At 70.6% G+C, this 21,227-nt stretch carries 14 protein-coding genes and 1 tRNA gene; 3 read left to right on the top strand and 12 right to left on the bottom strand.

Annotated features, from left to right (window positions below; all coding sequences use genetic code 11):
* The first annotated feature begins 136 nt into the window (after positions 1–136).
* Both OG588_RS27830 and OG588_RS27825 read left to right on the top strand, forming a co-directional pair.
* The gene (locus OG588_RS27830; RefSeq protein WP_405949676.1) at positions 137–1,072 is read left to right on the top strand and encodes a DUF5655 domain-containing protein; all 936 of its coding nucleotides are present in this window, start codon (positions 137–139) and stop codon (positions 1,070–1,072) included.
* 304 nt (positions 1,073–1,376) lie between these two features.
* A complete protein-coding gene (locus OG588_RS27825) occupies positions 1,377–1,961 on the top strand; it encodes a hypothetical protein (protein ID WP_405949675.1) in 585 nt (194 codons plus the stop codon).
* A gap of 184 nt (positions 1,962–2,145) precedes the next feature.
* Here the strand turns inward: OG588_RS27825 and OG588_RS27820 are convergent, their stop codons facing one another.
* Together OG588_RS27820 and OG588_RS27815 are read right to left on the bottom strand one after the other, a co-directional pair.
* The gene (locus OG588_RS27820) at positions 2,146–2,895 is read right to left on the bottom strand and encodes a hypothetical protein (protein ID WP_405949674.1); all 750 of its coding nucleotides are present in this window, start codon (positions 2,893–2,895) and stop codon (positions 2,146–2,148) included.
* A gap of 413 nt (positions 2,896–3,308) precedes the next feature.
* On the bottom strand, positions 3,309–3,791 hold the full coding sequence (locus tag OG588_RS27815) for a hypothetical protein (RefSeq protein ID WP_405949673.1): 483 nt from the start codon (positions 3,789–3,791) through the stop codon (positions 3,309–3,311).
* Positions 3,792–4,046: 255 nt separating this feature from the next.
* Here OG588_RS27815 and OG588_RS27810 point away from each other — a divergent pair, with 255 nt between their 5' ends.
* Complete coding sequence (locus OG588_RS27810) at positions 4,047–4,262, top strand: hypothetical protein (protein WP_405949672.1); 216 nt, start codon at positions 4,047–4,049, stop codon at positions 4,260–4,262.
* Between the two features lie 13 nt (positions 4,263–4,275).
* On the opposite strand, the gene OG588_RS27805 is transcribed toward OG588_RS27810, so the two are convergent.
* The 10 genes from OG588_RS27805 to OG588_RS27760 form a co-directional block, all read right to left on the bottom strand.
* Complete coding sequence (locus OG588_RS27805; protein ID WP_405949671.1) at positions 4,276–4,533, bottom strand: hypothetical protein; 258 nt, start codon at positions 4,531–4,533, stop codon at positions 4,276–4,278.
* A 183-nt stretch (positions 4,534–4,716) separates the two neighbouring features.
* Entirely contained in the window at positions 4,717–5,076 is a 360-nt protein-coding gene (locus tag OG588_RS27800) for a transposase (RefSeq protein WP_405953230.1), read from the bottom strand.
* 767 nt (positions 5,077–5,843) lie between these two features.
* Positions 5,844–5,917, bottom strand: a tRNA-Thr gene (locus tag OG588_RS27795).
* A 107-nt stretch (positions 5,918–6,024) separates the two neighbouring features.
* The gene (locus tag OG588_RS27790) at positions 6,025–7,674 is read right to left on the bottom strand and encodes an alpha/beta hydrolase (protein ID WP_405949670.1); all 1,650 of its coding nucleotides are present in this window, start codon (positions 7,672–7,674) and stop codon (positions 6,025–6,027) included.
* A gap of 120 nt (positions 7,675–7,794) precedes the next feature.
* Positions 7,795–9,000, bottom strand: a complete 1,206-nt coding sequence (locus OG588_RS27785) for a DNA polymerase III subunit delta' (protein WP_366098802.1) — start codon at positions 8,998–9,000, stop codon at positions 7,795–7,797.
* A gap of 426 nt (positions 9,001–9,426) precedes the next feature.
* On the bottom strand, positions 9,427–12,771 hold the full coding sequence (gene tmk, locus OG588_RS27780; protein WP_405949669.1) for a dTMP kinase: 3,345 nt from the start codon (positions 12,769–12,771) through the stop codon (positions 9,427–9,429).
* 122 nt (positions 12,772–12,893) lie between these two features.
* The gene (topA, locus tag OG588_RS27775) at positions 12,894–15,734 is read right to left on the bottom strand and encodes a type I DNA topoisomerase (RefSeq protein ID WP_405949668.1); all 2,841 of its coding nucleotides are present in this window, start codon (positions 15,732–15,734) and stop codon (positions 12,894–12,896) included.
* A gap of 409 nt (positions 15,735–16,143) precedes the next feature.
* A complete protein-coding gene (locus OG588_RS27770) occupies positions 16,144–16,341 on the bottom strand; it encodes a hypothetical protein (RefSeq protein WP_266860289.1) in 198 nt (65 codons plus the stop codon).
* 95 nt (positions 16,342–16,436) lie between these two features.
* Positions 16,437–18,989 (bottom strand): protein kinase domain-containing protein, encoded by a 2,553-nt coding sequence (locus OG588_RS27765; protein ID WP_405949667.1) that lies wholly within the window; start codon positions 18,987–18,989, stop codon positions 16,437–16,439.
* A 570-nt stretch (positions 18,990–19,559) separates the two neighbouring features.
* Positions 19,560–21,080, bottom strand: a complete 1,521-nt coding sequence (locus OG588_RS27760) for a methyltransferase (RefSeq protein ID WP_405949666.1) — start codon at positions 21,078–21,080, stop codon at positions 19,560–19,562.
* Positions 21,081–21,227: the final 147 nt, after the last annotated feature.

Here is a 21,227-nt window from a genome sequence, read left to right as displayed (position 1 = left end):
CGGGCTCCCACAGAACTGCCTGCACGTCCGGCCCCGCTACGAGTGGACAGTCTGAGGGGGAACACTCTCCATCCGGAATACCCCTGTGGCCGTTTCGATTGCTCCCCTATGTATCGATCGCGGGAGGGGGACGCTGATGGCCGACCTGATGCTGTTCCGGCAGGACGCCGATGGTCGGGATGTCGAGCTTCGGGGCTCGACGGTGGCGCTGGAGGTGGAGTTGCAGCGTCGGGTCGAGGCGGGGATGGAGTCGATGCTCGGCATCCGCTTCCTGGCTTCGGAGTACCCGACGGGACCGTGGCATCGAGGTCGGATCGACACGCTCGGGCTCGACGAGAACAACGCCCCTGTGGTGGTCGAGTACAAGAAGGGCTCCGACAGCGGCGTCGTGTCGCAGGCCGTCTCCTACCTGTCGTGGCTGGACTCGGCACGTCATGAGTTCGAGGCGCTGGTCAAGGAGAAGCTGGGCGCCGAGGCGGCCGAGGCGATCGACTGGCGGAACCCGCGGATGGTCTGCATCGCGGCCGGCTTCTCGCACCACGACCGGGTCGCGGTGCACCGTCTGCACGAGCGGATCGACCTGGTGCGGTACCGCGCCTTCGACGGCGGGCTGCTGAGCCTGTTGTTGATCGAGTCCGTGCCCGGTTTTCCCCGACCCGCTCCGGCCCAACGGCAGTGTCGGGAGCAAATGGAGGCAGCCGGTAGCGGCGAGGTCTGCGGGAAGCCGTCGGTCCAGGCGAACCCGAGGGCGCCCCCTGCTTGCCTGCAAGACCTGTACATCGAGTTGGACGAGGTGCTGACGGCTTGGGGTGAGGTCGAGGTGGCTGCGCTCAGGCACTACATCGCCTATCGGCGGATGGTGAATCTCGCCTCAGTGGTCTTCCGTCCGAAGCGCGAGCTGATCTTGGTCTATCTCCGGATCGCCCCGGACACGATCTCGCTGGAGGAGGGCTTCTCGCGCGACATGCGTGGCATCAGGCACCACGGGACGGGCGACGTGGAGGTGCGCATCTCCTCGGCTGCCGACTTGGAGAAGGCGGGTCCCCTGATCCGACGGGCATTCGCAGCCTGACCCATGCATCGGCGGGAACCACAGCTTGGAACAAGGGGTCGGCCCTCGCTGTCACGGTTCACTCCCGCGTCGGCGGGGACCGCTCCCCCGACTGGCACGGCGACAGCGCCGACACTGGTTCACCCCCACGTTGGCGGGGACCATGCCCTGCCGCACCGCTTCCCGGCATCCTGGTCCGGTTCACCCCGCGTCGGCGGGGCGCACTCCGACTACTACTGGACCTACTGCTTCGTCCCACACCGGTAGTTCGTTGCGACACGCTCAACTACACCATCATTGTGGGCTGTTGAGGACACACACTGGCGTGGTGGTAGAACCGATGAGTGTGGCCGGATCCTCTTTGGCCAAGGGCGTCACGTCCGTTGTCACGAAGCAACTCCAGTCCAAGTCCGGTGTGCGGCTGGGGAGCAGGGACGAGCGCCGTCAGGTGTATAAGCGGTTCCAGGACGGGGTGACCGACGTCTACACCCTGTTGATGTGGATCGTCCTGGAACAGCGCCTCTTCACGCTCCGGGTCGGAAAGACACGGCGTGGCTTCACGTGGCGGCCACACGCAGCCGAGCAGGCCGCGCGAGATGGCTTGCCTCAGCTCACCCAGGCGAACGCCGAGATGTTCAAGGCGTACATGGATCTGCGGCTGGTAGCGAATCCGGCGCCGCTGGACGCTGCGAACACGGTCCTCGACCGTCTGACGATGGTTCTGGACATGAACTTGAGCGCGACGGACGCCGTGTTGAGCAAGGCCCTAGAATGCGTGGTCGAAGCGCAGCGCGAGTTCACGGACGTTTGCCGCGACGATCTCTGGTACCTGCCTCAGCGGTGGCAGGTGTACCGGCCATCCTGGTGGAAGGCTCGAAGGCAGCAGCGCATGAAGCAGTCGAAGGGCTGAGGATGTCGCCTATTCGGCGAAGCGAAAGCCCTGCGGCACCAGCGACCAGTTGTAGAGGCGACGGCGTCACTTTGCGGTTCTGTTTCGCCGGGCGCATACACCGTACGACGACGCTCCGCCGCCTTTCCGGGACATCCATCCGCCGCCTCACCCTGTGGAGTGTTGAGCGTCGGTGCGGGACGGGTCATCCCGGCCAGACGGTGTAGACGGCTCGAACGGCCTTGGCCATGGCGGGAATGCCGGTCCACTCCTCGCGGTAGCTCATGCCTGTTGGCAGGTTGTCGGGGACGTTGTCTGAGGAACCGGTGTCGCCGCCCACCACGCCCCCCTTCGCGTCGTACAGGACGACCTGCTGGGTGACACCGCCGGCGACGGCGTCGTGGGTGCTGTTGGTGACCTTCACGGTGAGGTCGTACGAGTAGGGGGCGTTCGTGTTGGTGTCGCCGTGACCCTGTTTCAAGGTCAGCTCTTCGGTTCTGAGCATCGGCTCGTCGACAGCGCCGGCCTGCCCGAAGGCGTTCTTGGCCTCGGTGACCTGCACCTTGTTCGGGGTTCCCGTGAGCTTAGTGTCGAGGGCGCCCCCGCCGCCGAGGTAGCCGAAGTAGTCGAAGGAGGCACCGGCCGGGATGTTCGGGAGGACGGTCTGGTCGGAGCCCACGATCGTGCCGGTCTTGTCGAGGACGCGAGCGTCCAGAGCGACAGAGGCGTTGCTGCGCCCGGGGTTCTTCACCCGGGCGACATACCAGACCTGCGGCTCGTCGAAGAACGTACCTGTGTGATTCCAGGCCAGCCGCACGGTGGTCGCCGCGTCGGCGGCCTTGCCCGGCTTGTCGAGCTGACTGCCGGCAGCCGACGGCTTGCCGTCGCCGCTGCACCCGGTGGACACTGCGGCCGCGATGGTCACGGCGACGGACAGACTGATGGCGCGTCTCATCTGATTCCCCCAGGTGTGTTACTGCTGGGCGGGATGGTCCCACTGACCCCACAGGGGGTCAAATAGATCTAGAGAGGGGCTAGTTGGGACACGACGAAGCCCCGCGCTGTGGCCGGGCCTCGGCTTCTGGTGAGCGGAGCGACAGGGGCCGTTCTTCAGGCTCCCGGCAGCCTCAGCAACTCAGGGGCCCGTAGCCTGGGTCAGCTCCCATCCCTTCACGTCGCCCTCTGGTGGGATTCCTGGGGCGGACAAGCGCCGGTCTCGGGCGCCATTTCACTGGCAGCGGCCCGGTCACCCTTCAGCGTTTCTACGGACTCGGCGATGCCAGCGGCCATCTGTCTCTTGAACCGGTTGATCAATATTCGCATGAGCCCCCCGCGTCGGCGGGGACCACTGCCACGTGCGACCGCGATTCACCCCCGCGTCGGCAGGCCCACCACGGCACCCAGGCCGCGCGCCCGTGGGATGCCGGTTCGCCCCTGCGACGGCGGGGACCACTCGGTGATCGCCTTCTCCCAGGCCCCGTAGTTCGGTTCACCCCCGCGTCGGCGAGGTCCACTTACCGCGCAGCAAGACACTGACGGCCATCTGCTTGAGGCAGGCGGGACGGGAACGTGTGGAGCGCCCCCATCGAACGGGTCGGTCACGATGGGCGGCGCTGGCTTGACGGGGACGAGGACGCCGTCGCGGGACTGCACGGAGCACAGCGGGCGTCCGGCGAGCGCGCTGGAGATGATCCGGACGCTGGCGTGCGCGGCGATCAGCTTCATAGCGGCCTGCTCGTTGACCGGTACGCCGGAGGTTGTTGGTGTCATGAGCGAGCCGTTGGTGGGGATGCTGGAGTCGCCGAACTGGGTGACCGTGCGACGCTCGGCCGCGCGACGGAGCAGACTCATCGATCCACCGCCCATCCAACGAGCAGAAGCACCAGGCCGAGAGCTACCAGACCGATGATGGGCTCCCACCACCAGGAGGCGCCCACCAGACAGCCGAGACCAGCCAGGTCAACGAGATCGGTCACGATGCGGGGGATGCGCTCAGGCAGATGCCGCACTCATTCCTCCCCTCAACGTCGTACATCTAGGTATCGCCATGAACATTCGGTAAGCGATCGAATAGCCTGAATTGAAGGCAAACCGGGGGAGGCCGCCATGGCCAGCTTGATCATTTTCTTCGTGCCGATCCTGATCATGGGCCTGATCGCCCTTGCGATCATCGGGTTCATCAAGTCGGCGACAAACGGCAAGCACACTCCGTACGACCCCACCCGGCATGACGGTTCAACGTGGCGAACCACCGACGAGCTCGCCCGTATGAAGGCCCAAACCAGGTACCCGGGAGACGGTCGAGGGGACCGCGGGTACTGACAACTCGGGTGATTCACAGGTCTGCCCAGTTGAAGAACTGCGGTTCGGGTCCGGGTTCCGGGGCGGTGCAGGCGCGATCCAGGACGATGATCGAAGCGACCGCGAGGGCGATCTTCCGGGGTCTACCCTTGGCCTCCTTGAAGATCATCAGACCGCGCAATGTGTTGCGTACGACGGCGTTGGACACGTGACAGGCCAGGCGCGGGTCGCCGGAGTGAGTGAAGCTGCGGTTCATAACGCCCTCGAAGAACCGCTGGGTCGCCGGCACCATGCGGGCCGGGGACTGGGGAGGAACTCGACGACGGGCAGGCCCTCTTCTTCGAGGATCTGGTAGGTGCGCGCCCATCGGGCCGGGTCTCACACGATCTCGCGAACGTTCCACCGCCGACAGGCCTGCCGGATCGCGCCCTCGACGGTTCACCCCCGCGTCGGCGGGGACCACTAGGGTCCGTCTTCAAACTGATCTTGCCCAGAGCAGGAATGACGCGAGACTGACCGCTACCTCGTAGGAGGTGGCGGTCTTGTCGTATCTGGTGGCGATGCCGCGGAAGCCCTTGAGGCGGTTGAAGCAGCGCTCAACTACGTTGCGGCGGCCATAGATGTGACGGTCGAATGCCGGTGGCCGACCGCCGCGACGGCCGCGGTTGTGCCGGTGTCGCTGCTGGTCGGCTTTCTCCGGGATGGTGCAGGCGATACCGCGTTTGCGCAGGTAGGCGCGGAATCCTCGGGAGCTGTAGGCCCTGTCGGCGATGACCTGGTCGGGTGTGGAGCGGGGACGTCCACGTCCGGTCCGCGGAACCCGGATCCGTTCCAGGAGGGGACGCGCGCAGATGCTGTCGTGGCGTTGGCCAGGCGTCAGCAGGAGCGCGAGCGGGCCCTGACCTGGCGTCAGGCCCTTGTCGACTGGGCGCCGGTAATCGTCGCGGCCGTCGATGTACTGCGGTCGCTCTGGTCGTGACCACAGAGCCGGAAAGCCCCGCCGTAAGGTCCGTGCTCAGCAGTGAGCCCGGCCGATTGATGGGCGGCCGGGCTCGGTGACTGCTATACCCGCGAGGGTCTGATGCCGGAGGCCACCGGTGTCAGGCCCTTTCGCGGTGTCCGGGACCGCTCCGCCTCGGAGTGAGGTACCGGGTACCCGGTAGTCCTCTGCATCGTACGACACCGGGCCCGCGCCTTCTACGAGCAGGATCTCGACCTCGGGGAGCTGGAGCAGGGAGGCGAGTATCAGCCGGCCCGTACAGCCGAAAACGGTCAGGGCCAGTTGCGTTCCCGTTCGGATGCCCCCCGAGGGCCGGCACCGCCTCGCGCTCCGAGCACACCCAGAGATCGAAGGTCAGCCAGCACCCACACGGCCAAACGCGAAGACGAAGCCCCAGCAACGACTGTAGGGAGGCGACAACAACACAGCGGGGGTCACCCCGCACCAACAGCGCCCTCGGCCACCGCCGCCGCACGCCCTTTGCACGTTTGGCCACCGGAAGCCACACAGCCGGGCTTCCCAGCTGACACACGCCCCAGAAGCAAGGCCACACAAAAGCAAAAGCCCCAGGTCACGGCGAGTGAGTCCTGAGGCTTCTACAGAGCCGCCTTCGGGATTCGAACCCGAGACCTACGCATTACGAGTGCGTTGCTCTGGCCATCTGAGCTAAGGCGGCGCGCTGTCCACACCATGGTGCGATCAGCAACGTCGGAAAGTCTACACAGTTTCCGGGGGTGCTCCGTACACCCCCCGGAGGCACCCCCGAACACAGCCGCGCCGAGGCTACGAGCAGCGCTTCCCCTCCCCGGGCGGGGTCCCCCGGAGCAGATACCGGTCGATCGCGGAGTCGATGCACGCACTACCGCGCCCGTACGCGGTGTGGCCGTCCCCCACATACGTCAGCAGACGGGCCGAGGAGAGCTGGTGGGCCAGGGACTGGGCCCAGCGGTACGGGGTCGCCGGGTCGCGGGTGGTGCCGACGACCACGATCGGGGCGGCGCCCTTCGCCTCGATGCGGTGAGGTTCGCCCGTCGCCTTGACCGGCCAGTACGCGCAGTTCAGGGAGGCCCAGGCGAGGCCCTCGCCGAAGACCGGGGACGCCTTCTCGAAGGCGGGGAGGGCTTTCTCGACCTGGTCGGGGGTCGAGAACGCGGCCGGCAGATCGAGGCAGTTCACGGCGGCGTTGGCGAACATCAGGTTCGAGTAGCGGCCGTCGGCGTCACGCTCGTAGTAGCTGTCGGAGAGGACGAGGAGCCCCGCGCCGTCCTTCTCCTTCATCGCCGAGGTGAGCGCCTCGCGCAACTGCGGCCAGGCCGCCTCGTCGTACATCGCCGCGATCACGCCGGTGGTGGCGAGCGCCTCGCCGAGCTTGCGGCCGTCCGCGTCGCCGGTGGGGATCGGGTGCGCGTCGAGCTTGCGGAAGAATGCCTTCAGGTTCGTCCCGACCTTCGCGGGCGTCGTGCCCTTGCCGCCGAGCGGGCAGTCGGTCTGCCGTACGCAGTCCTTCGCGAAGGACTGGAACGCCGTCTCGAAGCCCGCCGTCTGGTCGAGGTTCATACGGCGCGCGGGCAGCGACGGGTCCATCGCGCCGTCCAGGACGACCCGGCCGACCCGGTCCGGGAACAGCCCCGCGTACGTCGCCCCGAGGAACGTCCCGTACGACGCCCCGACGTACGTCAGCTTCTTGTCCCCCAGCACCGCCCGCAGCATGTCCATGTCCCGCGCCGCCTCGATGGTCGAGACATGGCGCAGGACATCGGGCGAGTGCGCACCGCAGCCCTCCGCGAACTTCTTGTACTCGCCCACGAGTCGAGTGGTCTCGCGCTGGTCGTCGGGGGTCGTGTCGGTCTGCGTGAACGTGTCCATGGCCCGCCCGCCGAGACACTCGACGGGCTCGCTGCGGGCGACGCCGCGGGGGTCCATCGCGACCATGTCGTAGCGGGCGCGGACCTCCGCCGGGTAGCCGATCCCGGCGTACTGCTGGAGATAGCCGACCGCCGAACCGCCCGGCCCGCCCGGGTTCACCATCAGCGAACCGAGCGGCTTGCCCTTACCAGTGGCCTTCTTGCGGGCGACCGCGAGCCGGACGTCCCCCGCGGCGGGCTTGGCGTAGTCCAGCGGCGCCTTCATCGTGGCGCACTCGAATCCGGGGACACCGCAGGTGTGCCAACCGAGCTTCTGCCCGTAGTACGACGTCAAGGTGGACGGCGTCGACTGCGGCAGCGGGGCCAGTGCCACGTCGGCGGCCGGACTCGTCGCCGTCGTCGAACTCCCCGAGGAACACGCGGACACGAGCAGCGCGGCTACGGCGAGCAGCGTGCCGCCGGTCCGACGACCGCCTCGGCTCCGGCGACCTCGACTGACCTCGACCTCGCTGGGCCGACTCCGCTGGCTGCTCCGGCTGGGCCGGCGATGGGGGCGCCTGATCTGCATCGCATGAGCGTAACGCTGAGCGATCACTTGAATGCCCTGCGTGCGCGATCCACCCCGGACGAGTTACGCCGTCAATCCCACGCCCGAAAGATCAGCCCCCACTCGGCCCGCGCAGCCGCTTCAACCCGCTCTGAGCGCCAACGTCATGGCCTCCACCGCGAGCAACGGCGCCACATTCCGGTCGAGCGCCACTCTGCACGCGCCGATCGCCTCGATACGACGCAGCGTGGACTCCGGGGAACCGGCGCGCGCGAGCCGCTCCAGCGCGTCCTCGGCGTCCGCGTTGGCGATCGCCACCCGGGAACCGAACTGGAGGGCGAGGACATCCCGGTAGAACGCGGTGAGGTCGGTCAGCGCGAGGTCGAGACTGTCGCGCTGCGTACGCGTTCTCCGGCGCTTCTGCTTGTCCTCCAGGTCCTTCATCACCCCGGCCGTGCCCCGCGGCATCCGGCTGCCCTGGCCGCCGCCCATCGCGGCCTTCATCTCCTCGGTCTCCTTGTCGTCCATCTCCTCGGCCAACTGCTTCGCGTCCTCGGAAGCGGCGTCCACCAACTCCTGGGCCGCCTTGAGGCAACCGCCGACGTCCTCGACACGCAACGGCAGCTTCAGTACGGTCGCCCGGCGCTCACGCGCTGCCGGGTCCGTGGCCAGCCGACGGGCCCGGTCGACATGGCCCTGCGTGGCGCGCGCGGCGGCCGCGGCCACGGCCGGCTCGACGCCCTCCCGCCGGACGAGCAGGTCGGCGATGGCCTCGACCGAGGGTGTGCTCAGGTTCAGGTGCCGGCAGCGGGAGCGGATCGTGGGCAGGACGTCCTCGATCGAGGGGGCACAGAGGAGCCAGACCGTGCGGGGGGCGGGTTCTTCTACGGCCTTCAGGACGGCGTTGGCCGACTTCTCGTTCAGCCGCTCGGCGTCCTCGACGAGGATGATCTGCCAGCGGCCGGTCGCCGGTGACGTGAACGACTTGCGGACCGTGTCCCGCATGTCGTCGGCGAGGATCTGCGTGCCCACCGCGGCGACGGTGGTGACGTCGGCGTGGGTGCCGATCAGGGCCGTATGACAGCCGTCGCAGAAGCCGCAGCCTGGGGTGCCGCCGAGCGCGCGGTCGGGGCTCACGCACTGGAGTGCGGCGGCGAAGGCCCGCGCCGCCTGGTTGCGTCCCGCGCCGGGCGGCCCCGTGAACAGCCAGGCGTGCGTCATCTTCGACGCCTCCGGCGGGGCCGTACCGGTGGTCGCCGCGGTGACGAAGGCGTCGGCGTCCCGAGCAGCGGCATCGAGCTGCTCGCTCACCTTCTCCTGGCCCACCAGGTCATCCCACACGGTCATGGGTCACCGGCCCTTTCGTCACGTTTCGAGTTACGCGATCCATTGTGCGGGCCACCACTGACAACGGGGGTCGGGAGCGGCTCCAGCGCGCTGGATCAGGGTGCGGAGCGCGGGTCCGGAGGTGCGGAGCGCGGGTCCGGAGGTGCGGAGCGCGGGTCCGGAGGTGCGGAACGCGGGTCCGGAGGTGCGGAACGCGGGTCCGGAGGTGCGGAACGCGGGTCCGGAGGTGCGGAACGCGGGTCCGGAGGTGCGGAACGCGGGTCCGGAGGTGCGGAACGCGGGTCCGGAGGTGCGGAACGCGGGTCCGGAGGTGCGGAACGCGGGTCCGGAGGTGCGGAACGCGGGTCCGGAGGTGCGGAACGCGGGTCCGGAGGTGCGGAACGCGGGTCCGGAGGTGCGGAGCGCGGGTCAGCACCCCCGCCGCCGTCAGCCCCTGCGCCCCCGACCACGTCCACGCCCACGTCCGCCGCGCCCGGTGCCGTCGTCGTCCCGGTCGAAGTCGCCGTCCTCGCGCGGACCGAGCAGTTCGTCGGCCAGCGAGGGCAGGTCGTCCAGGGGAGTCTCCTCGGCCCAGTCGGGGCGCGGCCGGCGCCGGGGTGCGCCCTGCTCGTCGACCTGGGGCAGCTCGCGTGTGCGGTCCTCGCCGCCTTCGGTCCGGCCGGCCGGACGCTCGTCCCGGAAGAATCCCGCGGGCGCCCGGTCCGAAGGCCCCTGCCCACGCACCGGCGGCAGCACAGCCGTCTCATCGGCGGCATCGGACCGCACGGGCGGCAGTACGGCCGTCTCCTCCGCAGCCGACACCGGCGGCAGTACGGCGGTCTCGTCCGCGGCCCCCGCAGGAGCGGGCGGTTGCGGCAGCTCGGCCGTCCTCTCGGAGTCCCGTACGTGGGAGTCGCGCACCTCGGAATCGGGTGCCCCGGAATCCCCGGACACCGACCGCAGCACAGCCGTCTCGTCCCCGGAACCGGAACCAGAATCGGAACCGGAGCTCACCGGCCGCAGCACAGCCGTATCCTCCGCCGACCGCCCACGCGCGCCCGTGCCAGTACCCGCGCCCGCACCCGACGGCTTGACCACCGGCGTAGGCACGGTCGACGCCTCGGGCCTGCCCTCCGGGGCGGCCGGAATCACCGGAGCCGTCGGCTGGCGAGCCGCCAACTCCGCCGCGGCCGCAGCCTCCGCCGCCAATCGGCGAGCCTCCTCGGCCGCGAGCAGGGCCGCCTCCGCCTTGCGCTGCTTCTCCAGCCGCCGTGCCTCCGCCTCGGCGCGCAGCCGGGCCTCATCCTCGGCCTGCTTGCGGAGCCGGTCGGCCTCGGCCCTGCGGCGGGCCTCCTCGGCGGCGCGGGCCTCTTCCTCGGCGAGGAGGCGGGCCTTCTCCTCCTCGGCACGCCTGCGTGCGTCCTCGGCGCGCTGCCGGGCCTCTTCGGCCTGGCGCTCGGCCTCGCGGCGCTGGGCCTCCTCCAGCTCGCGCCGCTTGCGCTCCTCCTCCTCGGCGCGCAGCTGGGCGAGCTGCTCCTGGCGCTCGCGCTCCAGGCGCTCCTCCTCGGCCTTGCGGGCGGCCTCTTCCTCGGCCTTGCGGCGGGCCTCCTCCTCGGCGGCCTTGCGTGCTTCCTCCTGGGCCTTGATCTCGGCCTCGGAGAGCGGCAGGACGGTGTCGAGGCGGTGCCTGATCACCGTGGTGACGGCCTCCGGCTCCTGGCCCGCGTCGACCACCAGGTAGCGGCTCGGGTCGGCGGCGGCCAGCGTGAGGAAACCGGACCGTACGCGCGCGTGGAACTCGGCGGGCTCCGACTCCAGTCGGTCCGGCGCCTCGGTGAACCGCTCGCGGGCGGTCTCCGGGTCCACGTCCAGCAGGACGGTCATGTGCGGGACGAGTCCGTCGGTCGCCCAGCGGTTGATGCGGGCGATCTCCGTCGGGGACAGGTCACGGCCCGCGCCCTGGTAGGCGACGGACGAGTCGATGTAGCGGTCGGACACGACGACCGCGCCGCGCTCCAGGGCGGGCCGTACGACGGTGTCGACGTGCTCCGCGCGGTCGGCGGCGTAGAGCAGCGCCTCCGCGCGGTGGGACAGTCCCGCCGACGACACGTCGAGCAGGATCGACCGCAGCCGCTTGCCGACCGGGGTCGCGCCGGGCTCGCGGGTGAGCACGACCTCGTGTCCCTTGCCCCTTATCCACTCGGCGAGGGCCTCGGCCTGGGTGGACTTCCCGGCGCCGTCGCCGCCCTCCAGGGCGATGAAGAAGCCGGTGTTCGCGGGCACCGTGTCGGGGTCGTCGCCGCCGAGCAGCGCGTCCCGCAGATCATGCCGCAGCGGCACTCCCGCGCGGTCGTCGACCTTGGCCAGGACCAGCGCGGCGACCGGCAACAACAGTGCGCCGACCAGCATCAGGGTGAACGCGGCACCGCCGTGCGCGAACACGAACTTGCCGTTCTCCAGGCGGTGCGGGCCGATCAGCGCCGCCACCAGAGGGGCGATCAGCGCGCCGAGCGCCACCGCGACCCGGACGACCGCGTGCAGGTGCTCGGTCGTGCGGGGGCGCCGGTAGTCCTCGGCCTCCTGGTCGAGCAGGGTGTGCCCGGTGTTGGCGGCCACGCCCGCGCCGATACCGGCCAGCGCGACGATCAGCAGCACGGTGGTGACGTCCGGGACCAGGCCCGCGGCGAGCAGCGCGATGCCGGTGAAGGCGATGGCGAGGGTCAGCAGGCGGCGCCGGGACAGCGTCGGCAGCAGGGCGGGGGCCGTACGGATGCCGACCACGACCCCGCCGGTCAGCCCGAGGACCAGCAGTCCGAAGGTCACCGGGCCGCCGTGCAGATCCTCGGCCTGAAGCACGGACACGGCGACGGCGGCGGAGATCGCCGCGGCGACGGCCGCACAGGCGACCACGAGCAGCGCGATCGCCCCCGTACGGCCCTTGTCGACGCCGGTGCCCGTCCTGGGACGGCGCAGCCCTTCGAGCGGCGACCGCGCGCGCGGGGTGCGGATTCCGGGCAGTTCCAGGGCGGTCAGCACCGAGAGCGACGCGGCGAACAGCCCGGCGGCGACGTACGAACCGAGCGCGGCCTGGTGCTGGTCGAACCAGGCGACGCCCGTGCCCAGCAGGTTGTTGAGCAGGGCCGCTACGACGAGAGTCGCGGCGGCGAGGGGGATCGCCACGAAGCTCGTGCGCAGCGACAGCCGGCGCAGGGCGTCCATGTGGTCGGGCAGCGGCCGGACCGTGGCGCCCTCCAGCGGCGGGGCCGGCAGCAGGGCGGGCCCGGCGCTCTCGCGGCACACCGTCCAGAAGCGCTCGGCGACTCCGGTGACGAAGGCGGTCACCAGGAGCACGGCCAGTGCGTTGTCCGGAGTCCAGTCGATCCACAGCGGGGCGACGATCAGCAGCGCGGCCCGCAGACCGTCCGCGCCGACCATGGTCCAGCGCCGGTCGAGCGGCCCGTCCTGGGAGGTGAGCGAAGTGAGCGGGCCGAGCAGCACCGCCCCGAAGAGCAGCGTCGCCAGGATGCGCGCCCCGAAGACGGTCGCCACCGCGAACGCCACGCCCCGATAACCACCACCGAACGAGCCCTGGAAGATCGCCGCCTGGAAGGCGAGCACGACCAGGACCAGCAGGGCGAGGGTGTCACCGACACCCGTCACGAGCTGTGCGCTCCACAGTCGCTTGAGCTGCGGTTGGCGCAGCAGGGCGCGGACGGCACGCTCGCGGGAGTCCGCGACAAGGGCGTCGTCGGGGGCCGGCTGGTGGGCCGTTGGCTGCTCGGCTGGCGTCATGCTTTCAGCCTATCGGCAGCCACCGACAACAAGCCGCGCCCGCCCGGACCTGCGCACGCCCCGACACCAAAGTGATGCCGGGGCGTTCGTTTCGCGACCCTGCGGTGCAGGAAGCGTGCGGGTCAGTCCTCGGACGTCACCTTGGAGGTGGCCGTCTTCTTGGCCGTCGCGGTCTTGGCGGCGGTGGTCGTCTTCTTGGCGGCCGTCGTCGTCTTCTTCGCCAGGGTCTTCTTCGCCGTCGTCGTCTTCTTGGCGGGCGCCTTCTTGGCCGCCGTCTTCTTCGCCGGGGCCTTCTTCGCCGTCTTCTTGGCAGGCGACTTGGCCCGCTTCTCGGCGAGCAGCTCGTAGCCGCGCTCCGGGGTGATCTCCTCGACGCTGTCGCCGGAGCGCAGGGTCGCGTTGGTCTCGCCGTCGGTGACGTACGGGCCGAAGCGGCCGTCCTTGACGACGACGGGCTTCTCGCTGACCGGGTCGGTGCCCAGTTCCTTCAGCGGCGGCTTGGCGGCGGCCCGGCCGCGCTGCTTGGGCTGGGAGTAGATCTCCAGCGCCTCTTCGAGGGTGATCGTGAAGAGCTGGTCCTCGGCCGTCAGCGAACGGGAGTCCGTGCCCTTCTTCAGGTACGGCCCGTAGCGCCCGTTCTGCGCGGTGATCTCCACGCCCTCGGCGTCCTTGCCGACGACGCGCGGCAGCGACATCAGCTTGAGGGCGTCGGCGAGCGTCACCGTGTCGAGGGTCATCGACTTGAACAGCGAGGCCGTACGCGGCTTGACGGCGTTCTTGCCGGTCTTCGGGGTGCCCTCGGGGAGCACCTCGGTGACGTACGGGCCGTAGCGGCCGTCGCGGGCGATGATCTGGTGGCCCGACTCGGGGTCGGCGCCCAGCTCGAAGTCACCGCTCGGCTTGGCGAGCAGTTCCTCCGCGAGCTCGACCGTCAGCTCGTCGGGGGCCAGGTCCTCCTGCACATCGGCGCGCTGGTGGTTCTCGGAGTCCTTCTCGCCGCGCTCCACGTAGGGGCCGTAGCGGCCGACGCGCAGCATGATGTCGTTGCCGACCGGGAAGGACGACACCTCGCGGGCGTCGATCGCGCCCAGGTCGGTGACGAGTTCCTTGAGGCCGCCCAGGTGGTCGCCGTCGCCGTTGCCTGCCTCGGCGGCGCCGGTCGCCTCGCCCTCGCCGAAGTAGAAGCGCCGCAGCCACGGCACGGCCTGTGCCTCGCCGCTGGCGATGCGGTCGAGGTCGTCCTCCATCTTGGCGGTGAAGCTGTAGTCGACGAGCCGCCCGAAGTGCTTCTCCAGGAGGTTGACCACGGCGAAGGACAAGAAGGACGGCACCAGGGCCGTGCCCTTCTTGAAGACGTAGCCGCGGTCGAGGATCGTGCCGATGATCGACGCGTACGTCGACGGGCGGCCGATCTCGCGCTCTTCGAGCTCCTTGACGAGGCTGGCCTCGGTGTAGCGGGCCGGGGGCTTGGTGGCGTGCCCGTCGACCGTGATCTCCTCGGCGCTGAGCGCGTCGCCCTCGGCGACCTGCGGCAGCCGGCGCTCACGGTCGTCCAGCTCGGCGTTCGGGTCGTCGGCGCCCTCTACGTAGGCTTTCAAAAACCCGTGGAAGGTGATCGTCTTGCCGGACGCGCTGAACTCGACGTCCCGGCCGTCGGACGAGGTGCCCGCGATCTTCACGGTGACGGAGTTGCCGACCGCGTCCTTCATCTGGGAGGCGACGGTCCGCTTCCAGATGAGCTCGTAGAGCCTGAACTGGTCGCCGGTCAGGCCGGTTTCGGCGGGCGTGCGGAAACGATCACCCGACGGGCGGATCGCCTCGTGCGCCTCCTGGGCGTTCTTGACCTTCCCGGCGTACACGCGCGGCTGGGCCGGCAGGTAGTCGGCGCCGTACAGCTGCGTCACCTGGGCGCGGGCGGCGGTGATCGCCGTCTCGCTCAGGGTCGTGGAGTCCGTACGCATGTAGGTGATGTAGCCGTTCTCGTACAGCTTCTGCGCGACCTGCATGGTGGCCTTGGCGCCGAAGCCGAGCTTGCGGCTGGCCTCCTGCTGGAGCGTCGTCGTACGGAACGGGGCGTACGGCGAACGTCGATACGGCTTCGACTCGACGGACCGGACGGCGAACCGAGTGTCCTCCAGGGCGGCGGCCAGCGCGCGGGCGTTGGCCTCGTCGAGGTGGAGGGTGTTTGCGCCCTTGATCTGGCCCAGGGAGTCGAAGTCGCGGCCCTGGGCGACGCGCTTGCCGTCGACGGCCTGGAGGCGTGCGACGAGGGTCGACGGGTCGCTCGCGTCGCCCGCCCGGCCGGTGCCGAAGGTGCCGGTCAGGTCCCAGTACTCGGCGGAACGGAACGCGATGCGCTCGCGCTCCCGCTCGACGACGAGCCGGGTGGCGACGGACTGGACACGGCCGGCCGACAGGCGCGGCATGACCTTCTTCCACAGGACCGGCGAGACCTCGTAGCCGTAGAGGCGGTCGAGGATACGGCGGGTCTCCTGGGCGTCGACCAGGGGCTGGTTGAGGTCGCGCGGGTTGGCGACGGCCGCGCGGATCGCGTCCTTGGTGATCTCGTGGAACACCATGCGCTTGACCGGGACCTTGGGCTTCAGGACCTCAAGGAGGTGCCACGCGATGGCCTCGCCCTCGCGGTCCTCATCGGTGGCGAGGAAGAGTTCGTCGGAGTCCTTGAGCAGGTCCTTGAGCTTCTTGACCTGGGCCCGCTTATCGGCGTTGACCACATAGATCGGCGCGAAGTCGTGGTCGACGTCCACACCGAGGCGACGGACCTCGCCGGTGTACTTCTCGGGCACCTCCGCGGCGCCGTTGGGAAGGTCGCGGATGTGCCCGACGCTCGCCTCGACGACATATCCGGGGCCGAGGTAGCCCTTGATCGTCTTCGCCTTGGCAGGGGACTCGACGATGACGAGTCGGCGGCCGCCGTGTGCGGTCTCGCTGGTCGGGGACAACTTCGCTCTTCTCTCCGGTCGACGCTGGGGCCTCCCCCGGGGCAAGCGGCTCCGGGGAGGAGCAGGTGCGCTTCCGCGTCGTTCGGTACGTGCTCTCGGTGTCCCGGTGGGAGGCCTCGTAGCCGGAGCTACCAGGGCCTTCGACCGGTGCGGCGAGAATGCGTGCCGGGCGGCGTGGGGACGTGCCTGCATCTCCCCGGGATTGCTGAGTCCCGAGGTCGGGTCATGGTGACGCTGCGGAGTGTGACGGTACATCCCGCCCCCGTGTCAAACGGGAAAAGCCCGCAACGGCCACTCGAACGGTAACCCGACTACCGCCATTCCTGCCGCCCGGAGTCCCCACCGGCCTTTTCGGAGCCATCCGGACGGTGATCTCTTACTTGCCCGCGCCGCAGCTCCGGCGCGGCGCTCAGACGTGCAGGAAGCACCAGGTTCCGAGGAGCAGGGCGGCGATCGCGGCGAGGCTCGCGAGGGCCGCCGATGCGACCGGGTTCACACCTTGGGCGACGGGTTCGCGGTGCCGGACCCTGACCGCGGTCCACAGCAGCAGCGCGCCTCCGAACAGGGCGAACACCGACCCCGCGAAGATCGCCGGCCCACTCTCCATGCGTGTCCCCTCCCGACCCGGTACCCCGGTCCGGGAGGCTGGCACCCGTGGGCGACGGGCAGGCCAACCCCCGGTGAATTCGCGGCGGACAGCCCTCAGGCGGTCGTGCCGGAGGACGATATCGCCCCGGTCGTCCGGGAGCGGTCGGCCTGCCCCACAGTGCACACGACCGAGTTGAATCCGGCCTTCCAGTTGCTCTCGTCGGACAGATACCCGAAGACGGAACGGTCGGATCCGGGCGCCCAAGTCGACTCGAACTTGTTGCCGCACAGCTTGTTCCCCTGCTGCAGCGCCTCCTGGAACGTCATCGTCTTCGGGGCCGTCACGAAACCGATCACCTGGTCGGTGTGCTGATCGGCACAGTCGGTCAGGGTCGCGGTGAAGTAGGTCTTGTGGTCGACGTACGACCAGCAGTCACCGAGGCTCATGTCGGTGGTCCACACGTTCGACCCGGTGCTACGGAAGCGCCCTATCTCGCCGCCGATCGGCACATGCCGGCCGAGGACGAGGCACGCCGTACCGCCTCCGGCCGCCCCGAAGCCCGCCTCCGTCGGCGTGAGCGCGTAGACACCCGCGTCGGCCAGGGATCCGGCCGTCTCCCTCGCCTTCCCCGCGCACCGCTCGGCGCCGTGGTCACGCGCGTCGGCGAAGTCGCTCGCCGTGTCGACCGCCATCACCTGCCCGTCCGGAACATCGTGCGCACAGCTCACGACCCCCAGGTTCGGCCGCGACGCGAACGCCGTCCCGGTCCACACCGCGTGTACACAATCCCCGGTCTGCAGCGCCTTCTTGAGCCCGACGTCCTCGCCGTACGGATACGCGGATCCGGCCGCCGACACCGACGCGGACGGCGACGCCTTCTTCGTCGCCGCCGTGTCCTTGCCACCGCTCAGCGAGGTCACGGCCCACACTCCACCCACGAGGACCATCGCGACGGCCACGACAAGGGCGAGGACCGCCCCGACCGGCATCCGACGCCGATGCCCGCCGGGCGATCCGCCGCCGACAGGCCCCGGGCCGCCGGGATACGTCGGCCCCTGACCACCGGCGTACGGCGGCGTGGGCGCGCTGCCCTGGTAGGCCTCCGGCCGGGCACCCTGATAGCCGCCCTGGTAAGGCATCGTGGGGCTGTTCGCGTACGGATTCCACTGACCGTACGACCCGCCCCCACCCCCACCCGCGCCCGAACCGGCTTGCTCCTGCGGGCCGTACGGCGACGCGGCGCCTGCCGGGGTGTTCGGTGTGGTGGGAGTCGGCGGGGCGCCGGGAATCTGTGGGGTGCCGGGAGTGTGCGGGGTCTCCGGAGTCCGCGGGGCTCCCTGAGTGGGCCGACCTGTCGGCGTGGAACCCCCGAGGGCGACTGCGGGCGGGTCACCGAACGGCGCCGGGCTCTGATAGGTGGCCCCGGGCCCTCCTGGGGTTTGCGGGGCGTACGGGCCGCCTACGTAGGGGCCACCCATGGCGTATCCGGGCGGTCCGCCCGGGAGTTGACCCCGAGGTCCGCGCGCGGCATGGCCGGGTGCGCCGTCGGCGGCAGGGCCCGGCGCCCGATCAGCCGTAGGCCCGCCACCCGGGGCCGGTGCCGATCCGAAGCCGTCCGGCGGCGGGCCGAACCCGTCCGGCACCCGGCCGAGTCCGTCCCCATCCAGGTCCCGGCGGAACCCGTCCCCATCCAGGTCCCGGCGGAACCCGTCCCCATCCAGGTCCCGGCGGAACCCGTCCCCGTCCGCTCCCCGGCCGAACCCGCCCGGGGCCGACAGACTCCCCGGCGCCGCACCCACCGCTCGCCCCACCCGCTCCAGCCCACGCTCCGCAGTCTCCGGTGTCGACCTCAGCACCGGGTCCTTGACCAGCAACCCCTGGAGTACGGGCGCCAGTTCGCCCGCGCGGACGGCCGGTGTCGGTTCCTCGCCCAGCAGAGCCGTGAGCGTCGCGAAGTCGCCGTGGCGGTCGAAGGGGCCGCGGCCCTCGACGGCGGCGTACAGCGTGGCGCCGAGGGAGAACAGGTCGGCGGCCGGGGTGGGCGGCTCGCCGCGGGCCCGCTCCGGGGCGAGGTAGCCGGGTGTGCCGAGGATGCCCGCGGTGGCAGTGAGGCGGGGTTCGCGGGACTCGGGCTGGAGGGCGATGCCGTAGTCGGTGAGCAGCACGCGCGCGTACGGATCGCCCGAAGCGTTCGGTGCCAGAAGGATGTTGGCCGGTTTCACATCCCGGTGCAGGATGCCGATGCGGTGCCCGGCGGTGAGCGCGTCCAGGACGGCGAGCCCGATGCGGGCCACCCGAGCGGGCGGCAGCGGGCCCGAACGCCGCAGGACGGCTTGGAGGTCGACGCCGTCCGGGACGTACTCCATGACGATCCAGGGCAACCCCTCGTGCATCACCACGTCGTGCACGGTCGCCACATGGGGATGGCCGCGCAGCCGGGCCGCGTGCCGTGCCTCGCTACGGGCCCGCGCGATGCGCTGTGCGGGCTCGCCCACCTCCGTCGGGACGTCGGGCAGCGAGATCTCCTTGACGGCGACCTCGCAGGCCAACTCCTCGTCGTACGCGAGCCATACACGCCCCATGCCGCCCGCGCCGAGCATGCGCAGCAGCCGGTAGCGCCCGTTGACGACCCTGCCCTTGCCCTGATCCGGCGTATCCCCGGCCATCACGCCTCCCCCGAGACGGCGCGCCTCCCCCGAGGACGCGTGGAACCTGTCTCCGAAACTAGCCTCGCACCCGCCACTGACAAGAGGGGTTTTCCGGCACCGATCCGAACAATCTCGCCGGATGCGGACACATGCGGCTCAGTGCTGCGAGCAGGCCTCAGGCGTGACACAGGGGCGGGGAGGGGCTGGGACGCCGTACGGCAGGGCGGTCGGCGGATAGGGCTGGCAGGCGGACGGTCTGCGGCGTGGGGGACGGCCGGCCGTAGGGACGGTCGGCGGCGCGAGAGACCGGCGGCTGAGTCGCCGTCAGCCGCCTTGAGCCACCGCGAGCAGCCGGTCGGCAGAAGCGGGCGCCGACCGAGAGTGACCGTCCGATCGGGACCAACTCCCGTCCGGGAGCGGCCAGTCCGCAGAGAGCGAGGGGCCCGCTCCCGCACCGAGAAACGGTCAGCCGCCCCCAACCGGCCCTCGCCCCACGCCAATCAGCCGCCGGACACCAGTCCCCCACCGACTCCAGGAACCCCTGCTCCACTCACCCCACGGGCTCCAGGAACCCCTATTCCACTCGCCTCACCCCACCGGCTCCAGAAACCCCTGCTCCACCAGCAGCCGGATCTGCGCCGGCGTCCGATCGCGCAGCAGAACCGGGTCCTCGCCGACGAGTTGGGCAATGGCGTCCAGGATGCGGCCCGCGCTCAACGTGCCGTCACACACGCCCGCGAAGCCCGCGCCGACCGTGTCCACCTTGGTCGCGCGGCGCATACCGCGGTGCTGGCGGAGCACGACGTGCTCGGGGTCCTCGGCGCCGGGCAGGCCGACCTGTTCCTGGATGACCTCGTCGGCCAGCTTGAAGTGGGCGGCGAGCAGGGCCGCGTCGTCATGGGCGCGCAGATAGTCGACGCGGTCGAAGTGCACGCGCACGGCGTCGCCGAGCGGCTGCTCGACCGGGTGCGGCCACTCCTCGACGGTGATCGAGGGGGCGTCGGAGTCCGTCCTGCGCAGGGTGATCCAGCCGAAGCCCACCGCCCTGACCTTGCGCGCCTCGAACTCGTCGAGCCACGCGTCGTAGAGCGCCTCGTACGCGGCCGTGTCGCCCTGGTGGTCGCCCGCGTCCCTGAGCCACAACTCGGCGTACTGCGTGACGTCCTGGACCTCGCGCTGCACGATCCAGGCGTCGCACCCGCGCGGCACCCACGACCTGAGCCTGTCCTGCCAGTCCTCCCCCTCCACGTGCTGCCAGTTGGCGAGGAACTGCGCGAATCCGCCTTCCCGCAGCCGCTCCCCCGCCTCCTGAACGAGCGACCGGCACAGATCGTCCCCGCCCATTCCGCCGTCGCGGTAGGTCAGCCGGGCGCCCGGCGAGATCACGAACGGCGGGTTCGACACGATGAGTTCGTACGTCTCGTCATCGCGGACCGGCTCGAAGAGCGAGCCCTCGCGGAGGTCCGCGGCCGGCGCTCCGGACAGCGCGAGGGTGAGCGCGGTGATGTGCAGGGCGCGCGGGTTGACATCGGTGGCCGTCACGCGCGTGGCGTGCCGGGCCGCGTGCAGCGCCTGGATCCCGGAGCCGGTGCCGAGGTCGAGCGCGGCGGAGACCGGCGTCCGTACGGTGATGCCCGCGAGCGTGGTGGACGCGCCGCCCACCCCGAGGACGACGCCTTCCTCCCGGCTGCCGATCCCGCCGGCCCCGCCGACCGCGCACCCCAGGTCGGACACGATGAACCAGTCCTCGCCGTCGGGCCCGCCGTACGGCCGTACGTCCACGGTCGCGGCGACCTCGTCGGCGCCCACGGAGACCAGCCAGCCGCTCCCGACGCACTCGGCAACGGGCAGCACGTCCTCCACGCGTGCGTGCGGCACGGGCTGCTGGAGCAGGAACAGCCGGACCAGCGTCTCCAGCGGGGTGTCGCCTCTGGTCGCCCGGAGGGCCGGCACGGTCTCGCTGCGGGCCAGCGCCGCGTACGCGGGGGCGCCGAGCAGTTCGAGCAGTCCGTCGGCGGTGAAGGCGGCGCCGAGCAGGGCGTCCCGGAGCCGGGCGGCGACCTCCGGGCGGTCGGATGCGGGCAGGGTGGGCAGGCTGGAGTTACTCACACCTCCATTGTGGCCGCTCCCACCGACAACACACGTGGCACCGGCCGACAAGGCCCCCGCACATGCGAAGGCCCCGGCACGCACGCGTACCGGGGCATCTTTCAGCAACTGAAAGATCGCTGCCTACAGGGACTCCATCAGCGCCGG

It is taken from the genome of Streptomyces prunicolor, assembly GCF_045162825.1.
Lineage (GTDB): Bacteria > Actinomycetota > Actinomycetes > Streptomycetales > Streptomycetaceae > Streptomyces > Streptomyces prunicolor.
The sequence above is the reverse complement of the archived record's forward strand: the minus strand, read 5'-3'. Positions and strand labels throughout refer to the sequence as shown.